The organism is Streptomyces sp. NPDC006739, from assembly GCF_042869815.1.
Taxonomy (GTDB): domain Bacteria; phylum Actinomycetota; class Actinomycetes; order Streptomycetales; family Streptomycetaceae; genus Streptomyces.
Genome location: NZ_JBIAGM010000004.1, coordinates 357,794 through 380,709, shown reverse-complemented (window position 1 = coordinate 380,709; position 22,916 = coordinate 357,794). Strand labels below are relative to the sequence as shown.

The 22,916-nt window shown below is 73.1% G+C and carries 21 protein-coding genes; 2 read left to right on the top strand and 19 right to left on the bottom strand.

All coding sequences use genetic code 11. From position 1 onward, the window contains the following. Window positions 1-16: 16 nt before the first annotated feature. Entirely contained in the window at window positions 17-1,237 is a 1,221-nt protein-coding gene (locus ACFYMM_RS11590; protein WP_388385634.1) for a cytochrome P450, read from the bottom strand. Between the two features lie 160 nt (window positions 1,238-1,397). Between ACFYMM_RS11590 and ACFYMM_RS11585 the strand changes: the two genes are divergently transcribed. Beyond that, window positions 1,398-1,718, top strand: coding sequence for a hypothetical protein (locus ACFYMM_RS11585; RefSeq protein ID WP_388385633.1), 321 nt, complete (start codon window positions 1,398-1,400; stop codon window positions 1,716-1,718). Window positions 1,719-1,730: 12 nt separating this feature from the next. On the opposite strand, the gene ACFYMM_RS11580 is transcribed toward ACFYMM_RS11585, so the two are convergent. From ACFYMM_RS11580 to ACFYMM_RS11495, 18 genes are all read right to left on the bottom strand, one after another. Then, entirely contained in the window at window positions 1,731-2,396 is a 666-nt protein-coding gene (locus ACFYMM_RS11580; protein ID WP_388385632.1) for a response regulator, read from the bottom strand. Beyond that, on the bottom strand, window positions 2,393-3,742 hold the full coding sequence (locus ACFYMM_RS11575) for a sensor histidine kinase (protein WP_388385631.1): 1,350 nt from the start codon (window positions 3,740-3,742) through the stop codon (window positions 2,393-2,395). Before ACFYMM_RS11575 ends, ACFYMM_RS11580 begins: the two co-directional genes overlap by 4 nt. A gap of 150 nt (window positions 3,743-3,892) precedes the next feature. Then, entirely contained in the window at window positions 3,893-4,573 is a 681-nt protein-coding gene (locus tag ACFYMM_RS11570; RefSeq protein ID WP_388385630.1) for a response regulator, read from the bottom strand. Continuing rightward, window positions 4,570-5,925: a sensor histidine kinase gene (locus ACFYMM_RS11565; RefSeq protein WP_388385629.1), complete on the bottom strand. Its 1,356-nt coding sequence runs from the start codon at window positions 5,923-5,925 to the stop codon at window positions 4,570-4,572. The genes ACFYMM_RS11570 and ACFYMM_RS11565 overlap by 4 nt, the downstream gene beginning before the upstream one ends. A 10-nt stretch (window positions 5,926-5,935) precedes the next feature. Continuing rightward, on the bottom strand, window positions 5,936-7,162 hold the full coding sequence (locus ACFYMM_RS11560; RefSeq protein ID WP_388385794.1) for an acyltransferase: 1,227 nt from the start codon (window positions 7,160-7,162) through the stop codon (window positions 5,936-5,938). 46 nt (window positions 7,163-7,208) lie between these two features. After that, entirely contained in the window at window positions 7,209-8,279 is a 1,071-nt protein-coding gene (locus ACFYMM_RS11555; RefSeq protein WP_388385628.1) for an alpha/beta hydrolase, read from the bottom strand. A gap of 222 nt (window positions 8,280-8,501) precedes the next feature. Further along, window positions 8,502-9,413: an alpha/beta hydrolase gene (locus ACFYMM_RS11550; protein ID WP_388385627.1), complete on the bottom strand. Its 912-nt coding sequence runs from the start codon at window positions 9,411-9,413 to the stop codon at window positions 8,502-8,504. Between the two features lie 129 nt (window positions 9,414-9,542). Further along, window positions 9,543-10,727, bottom strand: coding sequence for a kynureninase (kynU, locus tag ACFYMM_RS11545; protein WP_388385626.1), 1,185 nt, complete (start codon window positions 10,725-10,727; stop codon window positions 9,543-9,545). After that, complete coding sequence (locus tag ACFYMM_RS11540; RefSeq protein WP_388385625.1) at window positions 10,720-11,559, bottom strand: tryptophan 2,3-dioxygenase family protein; 840 nt, start codon at window positions 11,557-11,559, stop codon at window positions 10,720-10,722. The genes kynU and ACFYMM_RS11540 overlap by 8 nt, the downstream gene beginning before the upstream one ends. Before the next feature lie 161 nt (window positions 11,560-11,720). Beyond that, window positions 11,721-12,134 carry a DUF3151 domain-containing protein gene (locus ACFYMM_RS11535; protein ID WP_388385624.1) on the bottom strand — a complete coding sequence of 138 codons (414 nt, stop codon included), beginning with the start codon at window positions 12,132-12,134 and terminating at the stop codon, window positions 11,721-11,723. An 890-nt stretch (window positions 12,135-13,024) separates the two neighbouring features. After that, window positions 13,025-14,485, bottom strand: a complete 1,461-nt coding sequence (locus tag ACFYMM_RS11530) for an MFS transporter (protein WP_388385793.1) — start codon at window positions 14,483-14,485, stop codon at window positions 13,025-13,027. Between the two features lie 83 nt (window positions 14,486-14,568). After that, entirely contained in the window at window positions 14,569-15,591 is a 1,023-nt protein-coding gene (gene fbaA, locus ACFYMM_RS11525; protein ID WP_388385623.1) for a class II fructose-bisphosphate aldolase, read from the bottom strand. A 160-nt stretch (window positions 15,592-15,751) separates the two neighbouring features. Continuing rightward, window positions 15,752-16,324 carry an orotate phosphoribosyltransferase gene (gene pyrE / locus ACFYMM_RS11520; RefSeq protein ID WP_388385622.1) on the bottom strand — a complete coding sequence of 191 codons (573 nt, stop codon included), beginning with the start codon at window positions 16,322-16,324 and terminating at the stop codon, window positions 15,752-15,754. Window positions 16,325-16,334: 10 nt separating this feature from the next. Further along, on the bottom strand, window positions 16,335-17,123 hold the full coding sequence (locus tag ACFYMM_RS11515; protein WP_388385621.1) for an aldose 1-epimerase: 789 nt from the start codon (window positions 17,121-17,123) through the stop codon (window positions 16,335-16,337). Window positions 17,124-17,185: 62 nt separating this feature from the next. Next, the gene (locus ACFYMM_RS11510; protein WP_388385620.1) at window positions 17,186-17,974 is read right to left on the bottom strand and encodes an SRPBCC domain-containing protein; all 789 of its coding nucleotides are present in this window, start codon (window positions 17,972-17,974) and stop codon (window positions 17,186-17,188) included. A gap of 502 nt (window positions 17,975-18,476) precedes the next feature. Beyond that, complete coding sequence (locus ACFYMM_RS11505) at window positions 18,477-20,117, bottom strand: polyamine aminopropyltransferase (protein WP_388385619.1); 1,641 nt, start codon at window positions 20,115-20,117, stop codon at window positions 18,477-18,479. A gap of 35 nt (window positions 20,118-20,152) precedes the next feature. Beyond that, a complete protein-coding gene (locus ACFYMM_RS11500) occupies window positions 20,153-20,707 on the bottom strand; it encodes a DUF2617 family protein (protein ID WP_388385618.1) in 555 nt (184 codons plus the stop codon). A gap of 371 nt (window positions 20,708-21,078) precedes the next feature. Then, entirely contained in the window at window positions 21,079-21,375 is a 297-nt protein-coding gene (locus ACFYMM_RS11495; protein ID WP_388385617.1) for a hypothetical protein, read from the bottom strand. 177 nt (window positions 21,376-21,552) lie between these two features. Here ACFYMM_RS11495 and ACFYMM_RS11490 point away from each other — a divergent pair, with 177 nt between their 5' ends. Beyond that, window positions 21,553-22,719 carry a pyridoxal phosphate-dependent aminotransferase gene (locus ACFYMM_RS11490; RefSeq protein ID WP_388385616.1) on the top strand — a complete coding sequence of 389 codons (1,167 nt, stop codon included), beginning with the start codon at window positions 21,553-21,555 and terminating at the stop codon, window positions 22,717-22,719. Window positions 22,720-22,916: the final 197 nt, after the last annotated feature.

Genomic DNA, 22,916 nt, shown 5'->3' with positions numbered 1-22,916 from the left:
TGCGCGGGAGGGATGATCACCGCACCTCGACCCGCAGGCCCTCCAGTCCCCGGATGACGAAGTTGGGCTTGCGCTCAGGCGCTGCCGCCAGGCTCAGCGTCGGCGCCTTCTCCAGCAGGGCCGACATGGAGGCCGCCAGCTCGATACGGGCCAGCGGTGCGCCGATGCAGTAGTGGATGCCGGCGCTGAAGGAGATGTGCGGGTTCTCCGGGCGGGCCAGGTCGAGACGGTCGGGGTGGGAGAAGACAGCCGGGTCGTGGTTGGCCGAGCCGAAGAGCATGGCGATCTCCGCGCCCCGGGGGATCGTCGTGCCGTCGATCTCGATCTCGTCCAGGACCCAGCGTTCGAAGAGCTGGAGCGGGGTGTCGTAGCGCATCAGCTCCTCGACGGCGGACGGGACCAGGGAGTGGTCGGCGCGCAGGGCGGCCAGCTGGCCGGGGTTGCGGAACAGCGCCCACCAGCCGTTGACCGTGGCGTTCACGGTGGCCTCGTGACCCGCGTTCAGGAGCAGGACGCAGGTCGAGATCATCTCCTGCTCCGTCAGCCGGTCACCCTCGTCGTGTGCCGCGATCAGGCCGGAGATCAGATCCTCGCCCGGCTCCTCGCGGCGGGCCGCGATCAGCTCCCGGAGATAGTCCGAGAACTCGACCGACGCCCGCACCGCGTTCCGCGCCGCCTCCTCGGACGGGTTCAGCTCGTACATCCCGCAGATGTCCGCCGACCAGGGCCGCAGCTGCGCCCGGTCCACCTGCGGAATGCCGAGCATCTCGGCGATCACGGCCACGGGCAGCGGCTCGGCCACATCCGTCAGCAGGTCACCGCCGCCCGCCGCCACCAGCCCGGCCACCAGCTCGCCCGCCAGCCCTTCCACGTACGGCTTCAGCCGCTCCACCGTGCGGGGCGTGAACGCCTTCGAGACGAGGCGCCGGATGCGGGTGTGGTCCGGCGGCTCCAGGTCGAGCATCCCGTGGTCGTTGAGGACGTGGAACGGCTCGTGTTCCGCCGGAGGCGCCGTACGCCCGAACTCCTCGTGGCCGAAGCGGTGCTGATACGTCCGCCCCAGCCGCCGGTCCCTCAGCAGCGCCGAGACGTCCGCGTGGTGCGGGACCAGCCACTGCCCGGTGGGCTCGTAGTAGGTCACGCGCCCCGCCGCCCGCAGCTGGGCATAGGCCGGGTACGGGTCGGCGACGAATGCCGGGTCCCAGGGGTCGAACACGAGGTCGTCAAGAGCTGCCATGGACGGACGCTAGCCCGCGAGACGCCCTCCTGACCAGGGGGGTTGCCCTTGTCCTCCACCCGCCGACACGACACCCGGCCCGAGAACACCACCCATCACCCAGCGTGCCCATATGATCACAAACTCGTCATGTTGTGTGCACTCGCACGAAAGGCCTCCCATGCGCACGTTCCACCGCGCTGCCACCGTCGCCGCAGCGGTCGCAGTGCTGTCCGCCCTCGGCGCCGGCGCCGGCTTCGCCGACGACAACGATCCCCCGCAACCGGTCACCGCCGTGGCTTCCCCCCAGGTCAACGCCGTGGTCGTCTGGGTCGCCCCGCACCATGAGCCGCGCTCCGACCCGCACCGCACCCACCACCGGAAGTCGCACCACGGCCGCAAGCACGACGACCACAAGCACGGTGGCGGCAAGCACGACGACCACAAGCACGACGGCGGCAAGCACGCCAAGAAGCGCCACGGCCACAGGCACGGAGGCTGAGCCGGACGGCTCTCAGGCCGGTGTGACCAACCGTGCCTCGTAGGCGAACACCGCCGCCTGGGTCCTGTCCCGCAGGCCCAGCTTCACCAGGATCCGGCTGACGTGGGTCTTGATCGTCGACTCGGCCACCACCAGGCGCTCGGCGATCTCCGCGTTCGACAGGCCCTGGGCGATCAGGACCAGCACCTCCGTCTCCCGTTCCGTCAGATCGCCGTAGGCCGCCTGCGCCGTCGCCGTCATACGGGGGCCCTCGGCCAGCCGGGAGAACTCCGTGATCAGGCGTTTGGTCACCGAGGGAGCCAACAGCGCCTCCCCCGCCGCCACCACCCGGACCCCGTCCGCCAGTTGGCGTGCCGAGGCATCCTTCAGCAGGAATCCCGAGGCTCCCGCCCGCAGCGCCTGGTACACGTACTCGTCCAGATCGAACGTGGTCAGGACCAGCACCTTCGCCGCGCCGTCCGCCGCCACGATCTCCCGGGTCGCCTCGATGCCGTTCAGCTCGGGCATGCGGATGTCCATCAGGACGACGTCCGGGGCCAGTTCACGGACCCGGTCCACCGCCTCGCGGCCGTTGACCGCCTCACCGACGACCTCGATGTCCGGCATCGCGTTCAGCAGGACCGAGAAGCCCTCACGCACCATCATCTGGTCGTCCGCGATCAGTACGCGGATCGTCATGCCTCACCTTCACTCACGGAGGCGGCCGGCAGGAACACCGTCACCTCGTAGCCCCCGTCCTCCTGCGGGCCCGCCGTCATCTCGCCGCCGAGCATGGAGACCCGCTCCCGCATCCCCGTGATGCCGTGCCCGGCACCGGGCGAGGGTTTCACCAGGGCCGGCGCGGGCGGCGGACCGTTCACTATGCGCAGCCCCAGCCCGCCGAGGACATAGCCGATCTCCACCCGCGCGCTCGCCCCCGGCGCGTGCCGCAGCGTGTTGCTCAGAGCCTCCTGGACGATCCGGTACGCCGACAGTTCGACACCCTGGGGAAGCTCGCGCACCGCGCCCGTCACCACCTTCTCGACGTCCGGGCCCGCCTCGCGGACATTGGTGAGCAGCCCCTCCAGGTCGGCGAGCGTGGGCTGCGGGGCGTCCGGGGCCTCGTAGTCCTCCGCGCGGACGACACCGAGGACGCGGCGCAGTTCGGTCAGTGCCGCCACCGCGTTCTCCCGGATGGTGACGAAGGCCTTCTCCAGCTCCGGCGGCGGGTTCTCCACCCGGTAGGGCGCGGCCTCCGCCTGGATGGCGACCACCGACATGTGGTGGGCGACCACGTCGTGCAGCTCGCGGGCGATGGTGGTGCGCTCCTCCAGCAGCGTGCGCCGGGAACGCTCGTGCGCGGTCACCGTCTGCTGGGCGGTCACCTCCTGCTCGGCGCTGCGGCGTATGTGGTAGACGGTGACGACCAGCAGCGTTATCGCGGAGACGACCAGCATGGGACCGATGTCGGTGTTGTAGCGGTCCGCGCCGAAGAGGGAGTCGACGACCAGGCCGTACGCCGCGGTGAGCACCCACATCCAGGCCGCCGTGCGCGGACGGGTCCGGATGGCGACCACCGTGAGGACCACCAGGTGGGAGAGGAAGGTGGCGGGCAGCCACGGCCAGTTGTCCCAGGAACTGCCGCTCAGGACGGTGACGGCCGACGTGGCCGCGCAGGACAGCCAGAAGGCGCCGACCGGGCGGACCAGCGTGAGCAGGACCGGGATCAGGGCGAACAGACCGCACAGCAGGTTCCCCGGGCTGCCGGTGTTGTCGTCCGTCGCGGCTATCAGTAGCGCCGCCCCGCCGAGCGCGGTCACCGCCGCGTGCGGGATCCACGCCGCGTACTCCCGCGACCGGCCGGTGAGCTTGCCGGTCAGCGGGCCGTCGACGCTCATCCGGGGCAGCGGACGATAGGCGAAGGCGTCCTCGAACAGGTCCTGCCGCAGCCCTCGCAGGGCGTCCGCGGCCAGCCGGAACTCCGGGCTGCGCGGCCTGGCTGCCGCGCCCGGCGGTGTGGTCTGCGTGTGCGTCGTCTCGGTCACGTCCAAAACGGTAGGCGGGCGGAGGTGCCCTGGTCGTCACCACGGAGAGGGTTCTTCACGGTCCCCCTCAGGTACTACGGGTACAGGGTGGGGGAAAGACGGGGGCAAGGGTGGGGGAAAGGCCGGGGTAACGGCGGCGTGGGCGCCGGTTCAGCGGCCGCCCGGGCGGACCAGGCCCGACTCATAGGCGAAGATCGCCGCCTGGGTGCGGTCACGCAGGCCCAGCTTGACCAGGATCCGGCCCACGTGGGTCTTCACGGTCTGTTCGGCCACGACCAGGCGTTCGGCGATCTCCGCGTTGGTCAGACCCTGCGCGATCAGGGCCAGCACCTCGGTCTCGCGTTCCGTCAGGTCGCCGACGCGCTGCTTGAGCGGGGCGCGACGGGTGCCGTCCAGCCGGGAGAACTCGGCGATCAGCCGACGGGTGATGCCCGGGGCGAGCAGGGCGTCGCCGGCGGCCACCACGCGCACCGCCTCGGCGAGCTTGTCCGCGGAGGCGTCCTTGAGGAGGAACCCGGATGCTCCGGCCCGCAGGGCCTCGTACACGTACTCGTCCAGGTCGAAGGTGGTCAGCACCAGCACCTTGATGGCCGGATGGTCGACGGTGATGCGGCGGGTGGCGTCGATGCCGCCGAGTTCGGGCATGCGGATGTCCATCAGGACGACGTCCGGCGTCAGTTCGCCGACCTTCGCGATCGCGTCCAGCCCGTCCACCGCCTGCCCGATCACAGTGATGTCCGGCTGGGTGTTGAGCAGCACGGTGAAGCCCTGCCGGACCATCTGCTGGTCGTCGGCGATGAGTACGCGGATGGTGCCGGCGCCGCTCGTCATGGGGTGTGGTCTCCTGTCGGGGCCTCGGTGGTCTTCGGAACGCGGGGTGGCGGGGGCGTGACCGGTGCGCCTGCCCGGGGGAGGAACGCCGTGACCATGAAGCCGCCGTGCAGGGTCGGGGTCGCCGTGACGTGGCCGCCCAGCATCGTCGCCCGTTCCCGCATGCCCAGCAGGCCGTGGCCGCTGCCGGGGGACGGCTGGACGGGCCCCTGGGGGCGGGAGTTGACGATGCCCAGGTGGAGGCCCTCGGAGAAGTGGCTGACCTCCACCCGGACCGTGGAGCCCGGAGCGTGGCGCAGGGCGTTGCTCAGGCCCTCCTGGACGATCCGGTAGGCGGACAGTTCCACGCCGGGCGAATAGGTGCGTGGCTCGCCCTGGATGTCGGTGACGACCTCCAGGCCGGCCGCCCGGGTGTTCTCTATGAGCGCGTCCAGACGGGCGAGGTTGGGCTGCGGGGCGTCCGGGGCGGCTCCGGTGCCGGGCGCGGGCAGGGTGTACGGGGCTCCGGGACCGTCGGGATCGTCGATGTCGTCGGGGTGTTCGGAGCGCAGGACGCCCAGGACTCGGCGCAGTTCGGTCAGTGCCTCCAGGGCGTTGTTGCGGATGCCGGCGAGGTTCTCCGTCAACTCCTCGGAGGGGTTCTCCACCAGGTGGGGGGCGACCTGGGCCTGGATGGAGATCACCGACATGTGGTGGGCGACCACGTCGTGCAGCTCACGGGCGATACGGCTGCGCTCCTCCAGGAGGGTGCGGCGAGCCCGCTCCTCCGCCGTGATCGTCTCCTGCTCGACCAGTCGCGTGCGCGCCTCGCGCCGGCCGCGCAGGGTTATGCCCACCAGAACGGCCATGGAGAAGACGAAGAGGGCGATCACGCCGTTCGGGTTGTACTTGGGCGCCCCCACCGTGTTTTCGAGGGCGACGGTCGTCGCGACGGACAGGGCCACGGCGCCCACGGCTCGCTGGGTGGGGACGCGGAGAGCCAGCAGCAGCAGGACGAAGGCCTGGGCGATGACTTGGGGAGTGGCCCAGGGCCAGTCGGCACCGGGTGTGTGCGGGACGGCGAGATGGGGGCGGACGGCGAGCGCGGTGACGGTGGTGGCGCCGAGGGACAGGGCCCAGGCGGGGGCGGGGCGCCACAGGGCGAGGACGACCGCAGCGCCCTGGGCGCAACCGGCGAGGAAGGACTGGGCGCCGGCCAGGGCGTAGCCCCTGCCCATGCTGTTGCCGCCCGCCAGGGTGATGCCGAGGGCGAGCCAGCCGGTGACGAGGTAGGTGAGCAGGCGGAGCCAACGGTGCTGGAACAGCGGTTCCGTCGTGGCGCGTTGGGGCTTCTCACCGGTGGCGGCTTTCACGAGGTCAACCCTAGGCACCGCGCGAGGCCTTCGCTCGGGTCCGATGCGGACGGCGGTGGAGGTGGGCGGGTAGGTGGGGGTGGAGGCGGATCACCCGGGACGGGCGGTTGCGGGGGCGGCGGGGGCCCTGTTCGTGGTGCCGGAAGGCCGCCCAGCACAGGGCGAGGACCAGGGCGAACAGGGGCAGCCAGGCCAGCCGGGCCGCCACCCAGGTCAGGGAGTCGGGCGCGGTGTGCAGACCGGGCAGGCGGCCGTACAGGAGCAGGCCGGCCGTGGTGGTCATCAGGGCCGTCTGGTGCCACAGGAAGACGGTCATCGCCGAGAGGTTGACCAGCGCCACTCCTGCCCAGACCAGGGGGCGGCGCATCACTCGGCGCAGTCGGTCCCGCAGCAGCAGGGCCAGGCCGCACTGGGCCAGGCCGAAGGTGACGGCCGCCAGGGTCGGCGGGTCGAGGTTGGAGACGGCGGTGCCCGGGACGCCGACCATCGACGCCGGGTAGCCCGCCCAGGCGACGAGCCCGGCCGTGGCCGCCGTACCGCCGAGGAGGAGCACCCAGCCCGCGCGGCCCTCCAGTTCGCCGCGGGTCCAGGCCGCGCCGAGGGTGTACGGGACCAGCCAGCCCGCCGCCACGTTCACCCAGCCGACCCCGGAGGGGACACCGCCCAGGCCGAACCTGAGGAGGTCCACGTGCAGCACGACCGCGAGCGGCCACAGGGGGTTGAGGCGGGCGAGGAGCGGGGTGGCCGCCGTCAGGGCCGCGAAGACCAGCAGGAACCACATCGGGGACAGCGCCAGTTTCACCAGGGTGTGGACGGTCGGGAAGGAGGCGCCGGACAGCAGCAGGGCGGTCGCCGCCACCGTCCACAGCGCGAGCACCGCGACGACCGGGCGGAACAGCCGGGACAGCCGGCCGCGCAGCCACTGGCCGTACGTGGTGCCACGCGCGCGTGCCGAGGCGTAGCCACGGGTCGCCACATGGCCGCCCACCAGGAAGAACACCGCCAAGGTCTGGAACACCCAGGAGATCGGGGCCAGCCAGGGCATGGACCGCAGCGGGCTCGCCGTGTGCAGCCCGTCGTCCTGCGCGACCAGGGCCGTGACCAGCCAGTGGCCGAGAACGACGCCGAGGATCGCGAAGGCGCGCAGGGCGTCGACCGCGCGGTCCCGGGACGCGGGGGTGGCGGCGTCGACCCGGTGGGCGCCCCTGCGGATCGCCAGGGGAACCGTGCGAACGATCGCCCGAGGGAATGTGCGGGGGACGGCGTGAAGCGGTGCCGGCAGCTCAGGCACGGGTCACCTCCGAGGTCTCGCCGAGGGTGATCCGGGCCAGGTTGGCGAGGGAGGCCGAGCCAGGGGTGAAGTAGCCGCTGTGGTCGGCGTCGCCGGCGTCGAACACGCGGGCCCCGAAGGCGGGGGTGACCGGATCGGTGCCGAAGCCGACGGTGGTGCCGAAGAGGTCGACGCTGACGTGCGGGACGTGCGCCACCCAGTCGTCGCCGCCCCGGGCCGCCCAGATCCGGGCGCGGGTGTGCAGCGCGGTGGCGGAGTCGGCACCCGTGCCGGGGCTGCCGACGAGGGCGAGGTCGTCGACGGGCAGGCGGTCGGCGGCGCGCCCGCAGACGACCGAGCCGTAGGAGTGGCACAGCAGGGCGACGCGCGCCCGGCGGGGCGTCGTGGCGCGCAGCTGCCGCAGGAAGGTGCGCAGGCCGGGGGCCGCCTGTTCGGCGCGGCCCGTCGTCGTGACCGTGGTGCTGACCGTGCCCGGGGTGTCGTAGCCGAGCCATGCGACGACGGCCGGTCGGGTGCCCGGCGGGGCGCGGTGGGTGAGGTCGGAGTACAGGGCCGCCGCGGCCGTGTGGAAGCGGGCGTAGGTGTCTATCGACGTGTCGGAGCCGGGGACCAGGACGGCGATGCGGTCGGCGCGGGCCAGGTCGCCGAGGACCTCGACGGCCCGGCCGCCGCCACGGCCGTCGAAGGTCAGGAACTGACGGGAGGGGGCGGCTATCGCACGGTCCGCCGCGGCTCGGTGCGGGTCGCCGTGGGCGGCGGCCATCCGGGCGGCCTCGGCGGCGTCGGCGCGGTTCGCCGCGTAAGCCGTGCGCAGCGTGGCCGGTGTCACCGGGCCGAGTGCGGCGGGTGGCGGGGCGGGGATCTCGGGGCGGGCGGCGCCGGAGAGGGGGACCACGACGGCCGCGGTGAGGAGGGCGGCGAGGAGGGCCCGGCGCCAATGACGTCGTCGACCAGGCTGCGGCTCTGTCGTGGCCGTCGTGACCGTCGTGGCCGTCGCGGCCGTGCCCGTCGCGACCGTGCCCGTCGTGGCTGTCGCGGCCGTCGTTCCCGGCGCATGCCCCATGGTCGGCTTCCTTTCGGTCCGCCCGGCCATCGGGCTTGTCCGACAAGGAAGTTAGAAATCGGGGTGTGTCGCTCGCGTCCCGCCAGAGAGCTGTTCTTCGCCGTGGCTCTCAGGTACTACGGGTATGACCAGGGGCGCCGCAGGGGAATTCCCCAGGGGTGTTCTCGGGGGTGTTCTCAGGGGAATGCTCAGGGGAACTCTCAGGGGCGCGAACGGGCCCCTTCACCAGGCCAGTTGCGCGATCTCCTCCGCCACCACCGCGCACGCGTCCGCCGCCGGGTCGATCAGCGGGAAGTGGCCGACGCCCTCCAGCAGCGTCAGACCCACCACCTCACCGGCCTTCGCCGCCGCGTCCGCATACGCCTCGGCGACCGCCTGCGGGACGACCAGGTCGGAGCGGCCCTGCACCAGGGTGGTCGCGATGCCGGTGGGCAGCAGCAGGGCGGGGTCGGCGTACGGCCGCCGCTCGGCGAACCCGTCGTGACCGCCGAGGAGTTGCAGCGAGGCGTTGCCGCACACGTCCAGTTTCTCCGCGACCTCGAAGTCCGCGATCGGGGCGAGGGCGACCACACCGCGCAGGGGGGCCGGGCGGCCGGTGCGCCACGGGGCGTCGGCGGGCAGGACGTGCCGGGCCGCGGCCCACAGGGCGAGGTGGCCGCCCGCGGAGTGGCCGGTCAGGACGGTACGACGGGCATCGGCCTGCGGGAGCGCCGCGGCGGCCAGGGCGGGGAGGGCGTCCAGGGCGGCGGCGATGTCGTCGAAGGTGTCGGGCCAGCGGCCGGCGAGCGGGACGGCACCGTCGTCGGTCCCGTCTGCGGCCCCGTCGTCGGTACCGTCACCGACCGCGCCACCCCGGCGGTACTCCACGTTCGCCACGGCGAAGCCCCGGCCGGCGAGGTAGTCGGCGAACGGGGTGACATGCCGGCGGTCGTACCGGGCGCGCCAGGCACCGCCGTGCAGCAGCACCACCAGGGGCACGGAGGGGTGGGCCTCCGGTCCCCTGGGGGCGTAGAAGTCGATCACCTGGTCGGGGTGGTCGCCGTAGGGAGCGGTGGCGTCGGGGTCGACGGGCGGGTGCGAGAAGGCCGACGCCTCCTCGGCGGCGGCCCGGGCGGCTGCGGCCTCGTCCGGCATGCTCCAACCTCTCTACTGCACAACGGGTTTGGGGACGGTATCAGGACCGTGACGTGGGCCGACCCCACCCCGGCCGTCCGGTCCGTCCACCCCGGTCCAGCCCGGTCCACCCCGGCCCCCAAGGGGCCCCTAGCCGAGCACCTCCCCCAGCACCCGAGCCGCCCGCTCCACGTCACCGAACCCCACGTACAGCGGCGTGAACCCGAAACGCAGCACGTCGGGATGGCGGAAGTCCCCGACCACACCCCGCTCGATCAGCCGCTTCATCACGTCGCCGGCGTCCGGGCAGCGCAGGGCGACCTGGCTGCCGCGCTCCGCATGGGGCACCGGGGTCACGGACTCCACCCGGCCCTCGGGGGCGTACGCGGTCACGCACTCCAGGAAGAAGTCCGTCAGGGCCAGGGACTTGGCGCGGACGGACTCGACGGGAACTCCGTCCCAGACCTCCAGCGCCGCCTCCAGGGCCAGCATGGAGAGGATGTCGGGGGTTCCCACCCGGCCGCGCGGGGCGCCCGGCGCCGGTTCGTAGGACGGGCGCATGCCGAAGGGTTCGGCATGGGAGTTCCAGCCCGGCAGCGGGGAGTCGAAGCGGTGCTGCAGCTCCCGCCGCACGTACAGGTACGCCGGTGAACCGGGTCCGCCGTTCAGGTACTTGTAGGTGCAGCCGACCGCCAGGTCGACACCGTGCTCGTCCAGCCCCACCGGCAGCGCGCCCGCGCTGTGGCACAGGTCCCAGACCGCGAGCGCGCCGGACGCGTGGACCGCGGCGGTGAGGGAGGGCAGGTCGTGCAGGCGGCCGGTGCGGTAGTCGACGTGGTTGAGCAGGACCGCGGCCGTACGGGCGCCGAGCGCGTCCGGCACCCGCGCGGGGGTGACCGGACGTAGCGTGCGGCCGGTCAGCCGGGCCGCCGACTCGGCGATGTAGCCGTCGGTCGGGAAGGTCGTCGCGTCGACCAGGATCTCGTCGCGCTCCTCGCCCGCCATCCGCACCGCCGCCACCAGGGCCTTGAACACGTTGACACTCGTGGAGTCGCCCACCACGATCTGGCCCGGCGCCGCGCCGACGAGCGGAGCGATCCGGTCGCCGATCCGCTCGGGCGCCGTCCACCAGCCGCTCTCCTCCCAGGAGCGGATGCGCAGTTCACCCCACTGGCGGCGTACGACGTCCTCGACGCGGCCGGGGACGTTCGCGGGGAGCGCGCCGAGTGAGTTCCCGTCCAGGTAGACCACGTCGTCGAGGACGAAGTGGGCGCGCAGGGAAGCGAGCTCGTCGGCCGCGTCCAGCTTCTCCGCCGTTGCGGCCAGTTCAGACATGAGCCCTCGCCGTCCACAGCTCCGGGAAGACGTTGTTGCGGGCGCGCTTCTCCAGCCAGGCCACCCCGGCGGACCCGCCCGTGCCGGGCTTGGCGCCCATCGCGCGGCGGGTGGCGACCAGGTGGTCGTTGCGCCATCGCCAGACGAGTTCGGCGACGTCGGTCAACGCCTCGCCCAGGCGGGCGAGTTCGGCGCTCTCGTCGCCGGAGTAGATCTGCGCCCAGACGTTCTCCACGGCGTCCGAGGGGGCGTAGCGCAGGGAGACGTCGCGGTGCAGGACGGAGGCGGGGATCGCGTGGCCGCGGCGCGCGAGGAGCCGTAGCACCTCGTCGTACAGGCTCGGCTCGTGCAGCGCCTTCTCCAGCTCCGCGTGGACGCGCGGGGCGCCCCGGTGCGGGACGAGCATGGACGCGGACTTCTCGCCGAGCAGGAACTCCATGCGGCGGTACATCGCCGACTGGAAGCCGGAGCCCTCGCCGAGGGCGGACCGGTACGAGTTGAACTGGGCCGGGGTCAGCTGCGCGAGCGGCGTCCAGGAGGCGTTGAGTGCCTCCAGCTCCCGCACGGAGCGCTTCAGCGCGGCGACCGCCACCGGCACGCGGTCCTCGCGCAGCGCCTTGGCCGCGGTCTCCCACTCGTGGACGATGACCGTGAACCACAGCTCCATCACCTGGGTCGTGACCAGGAAGACCATCTCTCCGGGGTCGTCGGAGAGGGTGTGCTGGAGGTGGGTGAGCACGTCCGCCTTGACGTAGTCCTCGTACGGCGTGGTGCCCTGGAAGTCGAGATGCGGAGTCGACGGCTCTTCTGTCTCGTGAGCCTCGTGGGACATCGCTGTCTCCTGTGTAACTCTGGGTAGCGGTCCGCCCCTGCCGATGCCGGCACGGGGGCCCCGGTCCCCACGGGCATCCTCCGTATCGGGGCGGTAGATCGCAAGGCCCGTCTGCTCACAGACGGGCCTCGGCGGCAGCCCCGCGGGAGCGGCGCGGAGCGTCAGCCCAGCGTCTGGGCCGCCGTCGGCGAGGAGTCCCTCAGGAACTGCGTACAGCGCTCGAACTCCTCCTGCTCGCCGATCGCCTGTGCGGCGCGGGCGAGGCCGTGCAGGGCGCGCAGGAACCCGCGGTTCGGTTCGTGCTCCCAGGGCACCGGGCCATGGCCCTTCCAGCCACTGCGGCGCAGGGCGTCCAGGCCGCGGTGGTAGCCCGTACGGGCATAGGCGTACGACTCCACGACCGAGCCCCGCTCGAACGCCTCGTCGGCCAGCTGGGCCCAGGCGAGGGAGGAGGTCGGGTACTTGGCGGCTACGTCCGCCGGCGCGGTCCCCTGGGCGAGCAGCTCGCGGGGCTCCGGGTCGTCGGGGAGGTGAGTCGGGGGCGGGCCCCCGAGGAGGTTCTCGTGAATCGTCATGACATCCAGTCTCCTGCACGGGGCCCTCCGGGGGCTCGGCAGGCTGGAGTACGGGGCCCTCCGGGGGCTGAGCAGCGCTCGACACGAGGCCCACCGGAGGCTGAGCAGGGCTCGACACGAGACCCACCGGAGGCTGACCAGCGCTCGACACGAGACCCACCGGGGGCTCGGCAGGCTGGAGTACGGGGCCCTCCGGGGGCTGAGCAGCGCTCAACACGAGACCCACCGGAGGCTGACCAGCGCTCAACACGAGACCCACCGGAGGCTGACCAGCGCTCAACACGAGACCCACCGGAGGCTGAGCAGCACTCGGGACGGGCGTCGACGAAGGCCCGGCAGAGACCGAGGCCCCTCGGCGAGGGCCCGGCGGGGCTGGATACGGGCCCGAGGGAGGCCCCGCAGGCTGGGTGCGAGGACTCTTCGCGGGCTGGGCGCTGGGGGCGGGGGCGGGGCCAGCGGGCTGGATGCGAGGTCTACAAGAAGCCGGGCAGGCTGGATGCGCAGCCCTCGGAGCCCCGCCCAGACGGCTGCACGCCCGTGCCGCCGTCTGGGCTGACCCCACCCCCGTCGGGCCTGGTCCGCCCCCTCAGGCCTGCTCCCACCCCCGTCGGGCCTGGTCCCGCCACCCCGGCCCGATCCTTACCCCTCAGGCCTGCTCCCGACCCCGCCCGATCCCGACCCCTCAGGCCTGCTCCCGACCCCGCCCGATCCCGACCCCTCGGACCTGACCCCAACCTTCGGACCTGACCCCACCCCTCGGGCCCACTCCCACCCCTCGGGCCCACTCCCACCCCTCGGGCCCACTCCCACCCCTCGGGCCCACTCCCACCCCTCGGGCCTATTCCGACTCCCCGGGCCCGGGCCCGGGCCCGGGTCTGCCTCCCCCCGCCCTACCCCGTACGCCTTCCCTCCCCCTCCAGTGGCGGGGCCGTTACCGCGCCGTGGGTTCGGCACTCCGGGTGGCGGCAGTCGGGGGGTGGGCGGCGGATCGTCGAGGCGGCGAGGGCGGCGCCCGCCACCAGTACCGCCGCAAGGATCGGCATCGCCCGGTCGAACGCCGTGTCGAAGGCGGCGGCCGAGCGGTAGGAGTCCGGGCCCATCCCCGTCAGCAGGGGCAGCGCCGCCACCGCGACCAGGCCCGCCGCCCGGGCCGCCGCGTTGTTGATGCCGCTGGCCAGGCCCGCACGGGCGGTGTCGACGGAGGCGAGGACGGTCGCGGTCAGCGGGGCCACCAGGGTGACCATGCCGGCACCCATGACCAGCAGGGCCGGCAGCACGTCGGACAGGTAGTCGGCGTCCCGGCCCACCCTCAGCATCAGCAGCATCGCGGCCGCACACAGCAAAGGACCCACCGTGAGCGGCAGGCGCGGGCCGATCCGGTCGGCGAGGGCGCCGGAGCGGGCCGAGAACAGCAGCATCAGGGCGGTGGTGGGCAGCAGGGCCGTACCGGCCTGCAGTGGCGAGTAGCCCGCCACCACCTGGAGCTGGAGCGCCACCAGGAAGAAGAAGCCGCCGAAGGCCGCGTACACGCACAGCGTCACCAGGTTCACAGCCGTGAACTGGCGGGAGGCGAAGATGTCCGGCGGCAGCATGGGGTCGGGGCGGTGCCTCTCGACGCGGACGAACGCCACCGCCGCGGCCACCCCCGCCGACGCCGTCACGGCGACCGCCCAGGAGGCCTCCCGCGCCTCGATCAGCGCGTAGGTGAGCAGGGCCAGGGAGACGGCGCCGAGCGCGGCGCCGAGGACGTCGAAGCGGCCGTGGCTGCGGCGGTCGGCGGACTCGGGTACGTGGCGCACCGCGACCGGTACGCACAGCAGCGCGACGGGGATGTTGAGCAGGAACACCCAGCGCCAGCCGGGGCCCGCCACCAGCCAGCCGCCCAGGAACGGCCCCACGGCCGCGCCGATGCCGCCGAAGCCCGACCACAGGCCCACCGCTCGGCCCCGGTCGTCGGGGTGGAAGGAGGCCTGGATGAGGGCGAGCGAACCGGGGGTGAGCAGGGCTCCGCCGACGCCCTGCAGCGCGCGGGCGGCGACCAGGACGCCGGAGGTGGGGGCGAGCCCGCACAGCAGGGAGGCGGAGGCGAACCAGATCACGCCGAGGACGAAGATCCGGCGGCGGCCGTAGCGGTCGCCGAGCGAGCCGCCCAGCAGGATCAGACCGGCCAGCGTCAGCATGTACGCGTTCACGGTCCACTGGAGGGCGGCGAGGCTCGCGTCCAGGTCGTGGCCGATGCGTGGGAGCGCCACGTTGACGACCGTAGAGTCGAGCAGGGCCATGCTGGAGCCGAGGACCGTGGTCAGCAGGATCCACCTGCCGCGGGGCGAGGCCAGTCGGACGTCGGGCACGCTCCGGGTGTCGGGCATGCTCCAGGTATACAGCGGGCCCGGTGCCGTGGCACCGGGCCCGCCGAAATCGCCTCCCAGGAGGCTTACTTGATCTTGTTGCCCGCCGAGCGCAGGTTCTGCGTCGCCTCGACGACCCGCTCGGCCATGCCCGCCTCGGCCAGCTTGCCCCAGGTGCGCGGGTCGTAGGTCTTCTTGGAGCCGACCTCGCCGTCGACCTTCAGGACGCCGTCGTAGTTGCGGAACATGTGGTCGGCGACCGGGCGGGTGAAGGCGTACTGGGTGTCGGTGTCGAGGTTCATCTTCACGACGCCGTTGTCCAGCGCAGTGGCGATCTCCTCGGCGGTCGAGCCGGAGCCGCCGTGGAAGACGAAGTCGAACGGCGACTCCTTGCCGAACCGTGCGGCCACGCCCTCGTTCAGCTCCTTGAGGAGCTCGGGACGGAGCACGACGTTGCCGGGCTTGTACACGCCGTGGACGTTGCCGAAGGACGCGGCCAGCAGGTAGCGGCCCTTCTCGCCCAGACCCAGGGCCTCGGCGGTGCGGATCGCGTCGTCGACCGTGGTGTAGAGGGAGTCGTTGATCTCGTGGGAGACGCCGTCCTCCTCGCCGCCGGTCGGGGTGATCTCGACCTCAAGGATGATCTTGGCGGCGCGGGCCTGCTCCAGCAGCTCCCGGGCGATGTCCAGGTTGTCGGCGAGGGTCTCGGCCGAGCCGTCCCACATGTGCGACTGGAACAGCGGGGTGAGACCGGCCTCGACGCGCTTCTTCGACAGGGCGAGCAGCGGACGGACGTACCCGTCGAGCTTGTCCTTCGGGCAGTGGTCGGTGTGCAGCGCGATGTTGACGGGGTACTTCTCGGCGACGATGTGCGCGAACTCGGCGAGCGCGACGGCGCCGGTCACCATCTCCTTGCTGTACTGGCCGCCCAGGAACTCGGCGCCGCCCGTGGAGATCTGGACGATGCCGTCGCTCTCCGCCTCCGCGAAGCCGCGCAGGGCGGCGTGCAGGGTCTGGGTCGAGGTGACGTTGATGGCCGGGTAGGCGAACTTGCCTGCCTTCGCCCGGTCGAGCATCTCGTTGTAGACCTCGGGGGTTGCGATGGGCATCTGTCCGCTCCTTGAGTGTGCGGGTTGGCGTTCTGCGTACTACGGCCCTGACCTAGACCTTGGGGGTGACGTCGTCGTCGGGCCCATCTTTCCAGACGTGGCCGGGTGCTTTGCCCGCCCTGTCCAGCTTGTGGATAACACGGACGACTCGGCGGGGATCTCAGTCGAGGCCCAGGTCGTCCTTGGAGTAGGCGAAGAGGTACGGCACACCGGCGCCCTCCTGGATCTTCTCCGCGGCACCGGTCGCCCGGTCCACGATCGTGGCCACCGCGACGACCTCCGCGCCCGCCTCGCGCACCGCCTCGACGGCGGTCAGCGGAGAGCCGCCGGTGGTGGAGGTGTCCTCGACGACGAGGACCCGGCGGCCCGCGATGTCCGGTCCCTCGACGCGCCGCTGCAGCCCGTGCGCCTTGGCCGCCTTGCGGACGACGAAGGCGTCGACGCGCCTGCCCCGGGCGGCGGCCGCGTGCAGGATCGAGGCGGCGACCGGGTCGGCGCCCATGGTCAGCCCGCCCACCGCGTCGTAGTCGAGGTCGGCGGTCAGGTCGAGGAGCACCTGCCCGACGAGCGGCGCGGCCTCCCCGTCCAGGGTGATGCGGCGCAGGTCGACGTAGTAGTCGGCTTCCAGACCCGACGACAGGGTCACCTTGCCGTGCACCACGGCCTTGTCCTTGATCTGCCGCAGCAGCTCGCCACGTGTGGCCGCCCGCACTGCTTCGTTGCCATCCGTCATGGCAGCCAGCTTAGAGGCGGCGCCAGCTCCAGGTGGTGCCGGCCTCCAGCGGCTCCAGGGGCGTGACCAGGCGCGGCAGGGTGTTCAGGCCGTTGGGCGGGCCGGTCTGCGGCTCCACGCACACGGCCGCCTCCTGCTCGTCGTAGACGACGACCCACTCCTGGCGGCTGGCCACCTTCAGCTCCAGCTGCCCGGGCCAGGTGAGGATGACGTCGACGCCGTCGGGCATGCCGAAGCAGTCGTCCCAGGGACCGGGTTTCGGGGCGATCCGGTTGCCGGTGGGCAGGTGGTCGTCCCCGCGCTCCTCCTGCCAGGCGGGCGTGAAGTCGAGTCGTACGTCGTCGCCGCCCAGGTTCCGGTTGAACCACGGGTGCCAGCCGATCTGCGCCGGGAAGGAGGAGTCGTACGTCTCCACGGACATCGTCAGCGTCAGGGAGTCCTCGGTCAGCGCGACGACGTGGGTGACGCGGCCGGGATGCGGCCACGGATCGCCCAGGTCGCAGGTGATGACCGCCTCGTTGGCGCTGGTGCGGGCGGTGCGCCAGGCGCCGTCGCGGACGGTGCCGTGGATGGCGTGGGGCGGGGAGTTGAGCGGCATCTGCCGGACGGTGCCGCCGTCCAGGAAGCGGCCGTCCCTGATCCGGCCGCACCAGGGCACCATCGGGAAGCAGCCGAACCGCTCGCCCTGCCGCAGCAGTTCGACGCCACCGATCCGGAGCCCGCCGATACGGCCGCCGTTGCCCGGCCGCACCGTCGCTTCCGCGTCACCCGCGCTCAACGTGATGTCTTCGTTACTCACGGGACGACCCTACTGGGGCGATCAAGAGGGCGTCGCCCGCCGCCCACCCGCCCGCTCGCTCCTCAGCGGCGCCTGCGCAGTGCCCTGCCCACCACGATCGCCGACGCCAGGGCCAGCGCGGCGGCCGGGGCCGCCCAGCGCAGGGCGAGGCCCGCGGTGCCGGTCTGGGGGGCGGGGACGGGGGCGTACCTGCCGCGGGGCGGGGCGTGGTCGACCTCCTCCGCGCTCCGGCCGATCATCGTCCGGCGGGCGTGCGCCGCCTCTGCGGGGGGCTCACCGGTCCCGGAGAAGTCCTCGGGGCCGGGCTCGGGGCCGGGCTCGGGGAGGTCGCCGGTGGTGGCTCCGGACACGTCGGCGGTGGTCTCGGGGTCGAGGGAGGGCGGTGGGGCCTCGGTGTCGAGGACGGGAGCGTGTCGTTCCGGGGGCGCCTCGGCGGGCGTACCCAGTGCCGCCACGAAACGGTTCAGCAGGCGGGCGGCCGCCGAGGTCACCGCCTCCGTCGGCAGTTCGGCGATACGGCCGTCGGCCGAGACCGTGCCGTCGACGGTCACCGTGGTGCCGCCGTCGGCGTCCGCGAGGCGGAGGGTGAGGGCGAGTTCGACGGTGCCGGCGCCCCGGGCCTCGGCGGCCTCCCCCTCGACGGCGTACGCGCCGTCCTCGCGGGCCGTGACGCGCACCCTCCCCCGGTAGGTGACGGAGTGGCTGCCGACGCGGACCTTCAGCCGCCCGGCGACGGGTGCGGCACCGGCATCCTGCTGGAGGCCGGGGACCGCCCGGGCGACCCGCGCGGGATCGGCCAGCGCCTCTCTGAGCCGCTCGGCCGGAACCGGGACGAAGACCTGGTGCTCCATGTCGGCTGAGCCTACCCAGGAGTGGCGCGAAGGTACCCTCCCCACGGTCGAGTGGCTCCGCACGCCGATTGGCTGCGCCGCCGAGTGACTCCATTCCCGAGTGACTCCGCCGCCGAGTGGCTCCGCCGCCGAGTGACTCCGCCGCCCAGTGGCTCCCGGCCGAGTGGCCCCGCCGCCCAGTGGCTCCCGGCCGAGCGGCTCCGCCCCCGAGTGACTCCGCGCCCAGTGCCTCCGCCCCCGAGCGGATCCCGGCCGAGTGGCTCCACCGTCGAGTGGCTGCGCCGCCGAGCGCTACGCGGCCGGGTGGCTCCATCCCCGAATGACTCCACCGCCGAGTGGCTGCGCCGCCCAGTGGCTCCCGGCCGAGCGGCTCCGCCCCCGAGTGGCTTCGCGCCCAGTGCCTCCGCCGCCGAGTGGATCCCGGCCGAGTGGCCCCGCCGCCCAGTGGCTCCCCCCGTGACTCCGCCCCCGGGCGGCCCGTCCGCTCGCGCCGCCGGCCGGTTCAGTAGCGCGGATGCACCAGCGTCGACGCCGGCAGTCCCGCGATCCGGGTGCGGGCCGCCGTGCGGGCGTCCACCGACAGGGCCGACGGGGTCAGGGTGCGGGGGCGGGGGGCGCGCGGGTCCAGGCGCAGGGGTGGTGCGTGGGGGCCGGGTGCGGCCAGCAGGAAGCCCCAGTCGTGGGGGGCGCGGGAGGTGCCGGCGGCGCGGTCGGGGCCCGCCGCGAAGCCGGGGCCGTGGCCCGGGACGCGGTAGGGGGTGACGGCGAGGCCGGCCGCGCGCAGCGTGGCGGCGACGGTCCAGAAGACGCGCGGGCGGCCGGAGAGGGGCCCGGCGTGCACCACCAGCCGGCCGCCGGGGGCCAGCACCCGTCGGGCCAGGCCGTAGAACTCCTGCGAGTACAGCTTCGTGCTGGCGGTGATGCCGGGGTCGGGCAGGTCCGCGACCACCACGTCGTACGCCGCCGGAGGCGCCCCGCGCAGCCAGCGGAAGGCGTCCGCCGTGGTGACGTGGACGCGGGGGTCGTCGAACGCGTGTCCGTTCAGCGTGGACAGCCCTGGGTCGTGGCGGGCCAGCCCGACCAGTTGTGCGTCGAGTTCGACGACCTGGACCCGGCGCACGCCCCGGTGGCGCAGCACCTCGCGCGCCGCCAGCCCGTCCCCGCCGCCGAGGATCAGCACGCGCGCGTGGGGGCCGCTCAGCGCGGGGTGGACCAGCGCCTCGTGGTACCGGCGTTCGTCGCGTCCGCCGACCCGCAGCCGGCCGTCCAGGAAGAGGTCCAGGGGGCGGCCGTGCGTGCCGCCGGTGAGGACCACCTCCTGCACGTCCGTCTGCAGGGCCACCCGGACGTGGCCGCCGTAGACCGCGTGCCGCGCCGCCCGTTCGAAGTCGCCGACGAGGACGGCGGCGGAGGCGAGGACCCCGAGGACGGTGAGGCTCGCGGCGAGCAGCGTCCAGCGCGCCCGGCGCGTCAGGTCGCGGCGGAACAGGCCGAGCACCAGCGCGCCCCCCGCCACCACGTTCACCGTGCCGGTGAGCAGCGCTCCGGTCAGCTGGCCCAGGCACGGCAGGAGGAGGAACGGAAAGGCCAGGCCGCCGGCGAGGGCGCCCACGTAGTCGGCGGCGAACAGGTCGGCCACCGCGCCGCCGGCGTCCTGGCGGCGGATGCGCTGGATCAGCTCCATCAACAGCGGGACCTCGGCGCCGATGAGCAGCCCGATGGCGAGGGAGAAGCCGACCAGCAGACAGCGGGGGCCGCTGGCCCACAGGCCGCCCCAGTCGCCGGTCCACGCGAAGACCGCGTACAGCGCCATCGCGCTGCAGCCGCCGACCAGGGCGAGGACGGCCTCGACCGCGCCGAAGGCGGCCGCCGCGTGCCAGCGCAGCCGCTTGGCGGCCAGCGAGCCGATGCCCATCGCGAACACCATGACGGACAGCACGACGGAGGCCTGGGTGACCGAGTCACCGATCAAGTACGAGGCCAGTGCGACGAGTTCGAGTTCGTACACCAGACCGCAGGCCGCGCAGACGAAGACGCACGCGAGGACCAGGAACCGGCCGGTTCCGGGCCGGACGGGCAGCCGCGGGGACGCGCCCCACTGCGGCGGTGTGCCGGGCGGGGCGGGCGCGTGCGACTCAATCACGGTGCGACGTTACGTCACTGCTGGGGCACGCCTTGTCACCCACACGTGTGGAACTCCATGGCCTTTGCGGCCTCGGGGGTTTGTGCGGTCCGCGCCCCCACCCGGGTCCGTGTGGCCACCAACTGGCCGTCCTGCGGGTAGGCGTGCCAGGTGCGCCAGTGCACCTGGCCCTCCTGCCGCTGGGCGAGCATCGCCGTGAAGGCGTGCGGGCTGCCGGGGAAGACGCCGGCCAGGCCGTGGGGGTGGTCGGAGACGAGGGCCAGCAACTCCTGGGCGCGGCCCGCGAAGGAGCCCGGGGAGAGCACTTCGACGCGGGCCGCGAACTCGTACTCCCAGTCGCCGACCCGCTTGGCGACGCCGAGCGGAAGCGGGGTGCTGGATCCCGCGATGCACGCCACCGTCTCGGAGCAACGGCCCCGCTCCTCCTCCAGGAGCACCTGGTGGGACGCGCCGAGGAGTCTCAACTGCAGCTTGGCCCCGTGGAGTTCGAGATCGAGGGTGGCCAGGGCGGGGAGCGGTTCGCGTCCCAGGGCCCAGGCGAGGTCGGCCGCGCGCGTATCGGTGTAGGAGGTGTTCAGGGTCGTGAGCATGGATCGGCTCCGCTAGCACGCAAAGGAGGAGAGTGTGGTCCGGCGCACCTCGGTCGACACCGGGAGATCGGCCGTTCAGCCCGGTCGGCCCAGCCGGTCCCCGGGCCGGGGTGTGGGTGTCTGCGAGGGCGTCGGAGGGGCTGCGTTGGTGAACTAGAGGGAATCATGAACGGTGGCGCCGCCACAGCGTTTTTACCCAACTTCGTGGGGTTTCCATCCCTCAGAGGGCTCCACAGCTCAACTGTTCAAGTGCGGCGCACGCCTGGCGCACACCGGGGCGCCCACCGGATGCCACTTCCGGCGGGCGCCCGGTGGTTTCCCGGATGCGGTTTCCCCCGTTCCCCCGTCGCTGGGGGCTCAGCCGCCCCGCGTCAGCCGTGTCCCCCGCATCCGCCCCCGCCGCCACAGGACGAGTGGCCGCCGCAGGAGTGGCCGCCCCCGCAGGAGTGGTGACCGCCGGAGTGGTGGCCACCGGAGTGGTGACCGCCGGAGGACGACCCGCTCCCTCCCCCGTCCGCCGCCCACCAACTGCCGTCGGCACCCGCGCCGTACGCCCCGCTCCTGCCGCGCCCGCCGGCCCGCTTGGCGCCGCCGCCCTTGCTCGCCGCGGACGCGACGACCGCGACGCAGACGATCGCGACCGCCGCCACGATGAAGACCATGTCCATGGCGTCACCTTCTTTCCGTTCCCCCGAAGCGGCCCCCCGTGGGCGCCTCGCTCGGTGCGTGACACTTGCGTGACCGGGGGATGCCCGGCCGTCTCGCCGGCCAAAGCAGAGTTGAGGAACTCCAGAGCTTGAGCGCAGGATGGCGGCGGACGGACCGAGTGAGGAGATGGTGGAGCGATGAGCGGCAGGCCGGTGCTGAACCGCAGGCTGGACGGACTCGGGACGACGATCTTCGCGGAGATGTCGGCACTGGCCACCGCGACCGGCGCGATCAACCTGGGCCAGGGCTTCCCCGACACGGACGGCCCCGAGTCCGTACGGGAAGCGGCCGTACGGGCGCTGCGCGAGGGCCGCGGCAACCAGTACCCGCCCGGCCCGGGCATCCCGGAGCTGCGCACCGCCGTCAGCGACCACCAGCGCCGCTTCTACGGCCTGGACCTCGACCCCGACACGGAGGTCCTGGTCACCGCCGGGGCGACCGAGGCGATCGCGGCGGCCATGCTGGCACTGCTGGAGCCCGGTGACGAGGTCATCGCCTTCGAACCCTTCTACGACTCCTACGCCGCCTGCATCGCGATGGCGGGCGCCAGGCGCGTACCGCTCACCCTGCGCGCCCCGTCCTTCCGCCCGGACCTGGACGAGTTGCGCGCCAAGATCACCCCGCGCACCCGTCTCCTGCTCCTCAACACCCCGCACAACCCCACCGGGACGGTCCTGACCGCCGAGGAACAGGGCGCCATCGCCGCACTGGCCGTCGAACACGATCTGCTCGTCGTCACCGACGAGGTGTACGAGCACCTGGTCTACGAGGGCGCGCACCGCCCCATCGCGGCCCTGCCCGGCATGCGCGAGCGCACGGTCTCCATCTCCTCCGCCGGCAAGACCTTCTCCTTCACCGGCTGGAAGGTCGGCTGGGTCACGGCGGCCGCCCCGCTCGTCTCGGCCGTCCGCACGGCCAAGCAGTTCCTGACGTATGTCGCCTCCGGGCCCTTCCAATACGCCGTGGCCGAGGCCCTGCGCCTGCCCGACTCGTACTTCGCGGACTTCCGCGCGGACATGCTGGCCAAACGGGACCTGCTCGCGGGCGGCCTGGAGCAGGCGGGCTTCGAGGTCTTCCGCCCGGCCGGCACGTATTTCATCACCACCGACATCCGGCCGCTCGGCGAGAGCGACGGCTCTGCCTTCTGCCGCGCCCTGCCGGAACGCTGCGGGGTGGTCGCCATCCCGAACGAGGTCTTCTACGACCACCGCGAGCAAGGCGCACCCTTTGTTCGATTTGCTTTCTGTAAACGGACAAACGTGCTGGAGGAGGCGGTATCCCGGCTCAAGTCGCTGGCCGCGTAACAGCCGTACGGTCTGGGCTCCTCCGTGGACCTCAGCCCCGCACCGGAGGAGTCACGTGTCGGCAGACACCATCGCGACGCATGGCCACGATGTCGGCGAGCGCTTCGGCGACGCGAAACCGCACGTCGCCTTCCTGCGGAACGGTCTCCCCTCCCACTCCGGCCGGCCTGGCGCCTGCATCGTCTGCGGTGCAGGCT

Excerpts from the sequence above, each read along its gene's own strand:
- ACFYMM_RS11555 (WP_388385628.1), bottom strand. The coding sequence starts at position 8,279 with ATGGGGCATGCGCCGGGAACGACGGCCGCGACAGCCACGACGGGCACG.
- ACFYMM_RS11490 (WP_388385616.1), top strand. The coding sequence starts at position 21,553 with ATGAGCGGCAGGCCGGTGCTGAACCGCAGGCTGGACGGACTCGGGACG.
- ACFYMM_RS11500 (WP_388385618.1), bottom strand. The coding sequence starts at position 20,707 with ATGCTCACGACCCTGAACACCTCCTACACCGATACGCGCGCGGCCGAC.
- ACFYMM_RS11585 (WP_388385633.1), top strand. The coding sequence starts at position 1,398 with ATGCGCACGTTCCACCGCGCTGCCACCGTCGCCGCAGCGGTCGCAGTG.
- kynU (WP_388385626.1), bottom strand. The coding sequence starts at position 10,727 with ATGTCTGAACTGGCCGCAACGGCGGAGAAGCTGGACGCGGCCGACGAG.
- ACFYMM_RS11590 (WP_388385634.1), bottom strand. The coding sequence starts at position 1,237 with ATGGCAGCTCTTGACGACCTCGTGTTCGACCCCTGGGACCCGGCATTC.
- pyrE (WP_388385622.1), bottom strand. The coding sequence starts at position 16,324 with ATGACGGATGGCAACGAAGCAGTGCGGGCGGCCACACGTGGCGAGCTG.
- ACFYMM_RS11570 (WP_388385630.1), bottom strand. The coding sequence starts at position 4,573 with ATGACGAGCGGCGCCGGCACCATCCGCGTACTCATCGCCGACGACCAG.
- ACFYMM_RS11495 (WP_388385617.1), bottom strand. The coding sequence starts at position 21,375 with ATGGACATGGTCTTCATCGTGGCGGCGGTCGCGATCGTCTGCGTCGCG.
- ACFYMM_RS11580 (WP_388385632.1), bottom strand. The coding sequence starts at position 2,396 with ATGACGATCCGCGTACTGATCGCGGACGACCAGATGATGGTGCGTGAG.
- ACFYMM_RS11510 (WP_388385620.1), bottom strand. The coding sequence starts at position 17,974 with ATGGAGCACCAGGTCTTCGTCCCGGTTCCGGCCGAGCGGCTCAGAGAG.
- fbaA (WP_388385623.1), bottom strand. The coding sequence starts at position 15,591 with ATGCCCATCGCAACCCCCGAGGTCTACAACGAGATGCTCGACCGGGCG.
- ACFYMM_RS11535 (WP_388385624.1), bottom strand. The coding sequence starts at position 12,134 with ATGACGATTCACGAGAACCTCCTCGGGGGCCCGCCCCCGACTCACCTC.
- ACFYMM_RS11550 (WP_388385627.1), bottom strand. The coding sequence starts at position 9,413 with ATGCCGGACGAGGCCGCAGCCGCCCGGGCCGCCGCCGAGGAGGCGTCG.
- ACFYMM_RS11540 (WP_388385625.1), bottom strand. The coding sequence starts at position 11,559 with ATGTCCCACGAGGCTCACGAGACAGAAGAGCCGTCGACTCCGCATCTC.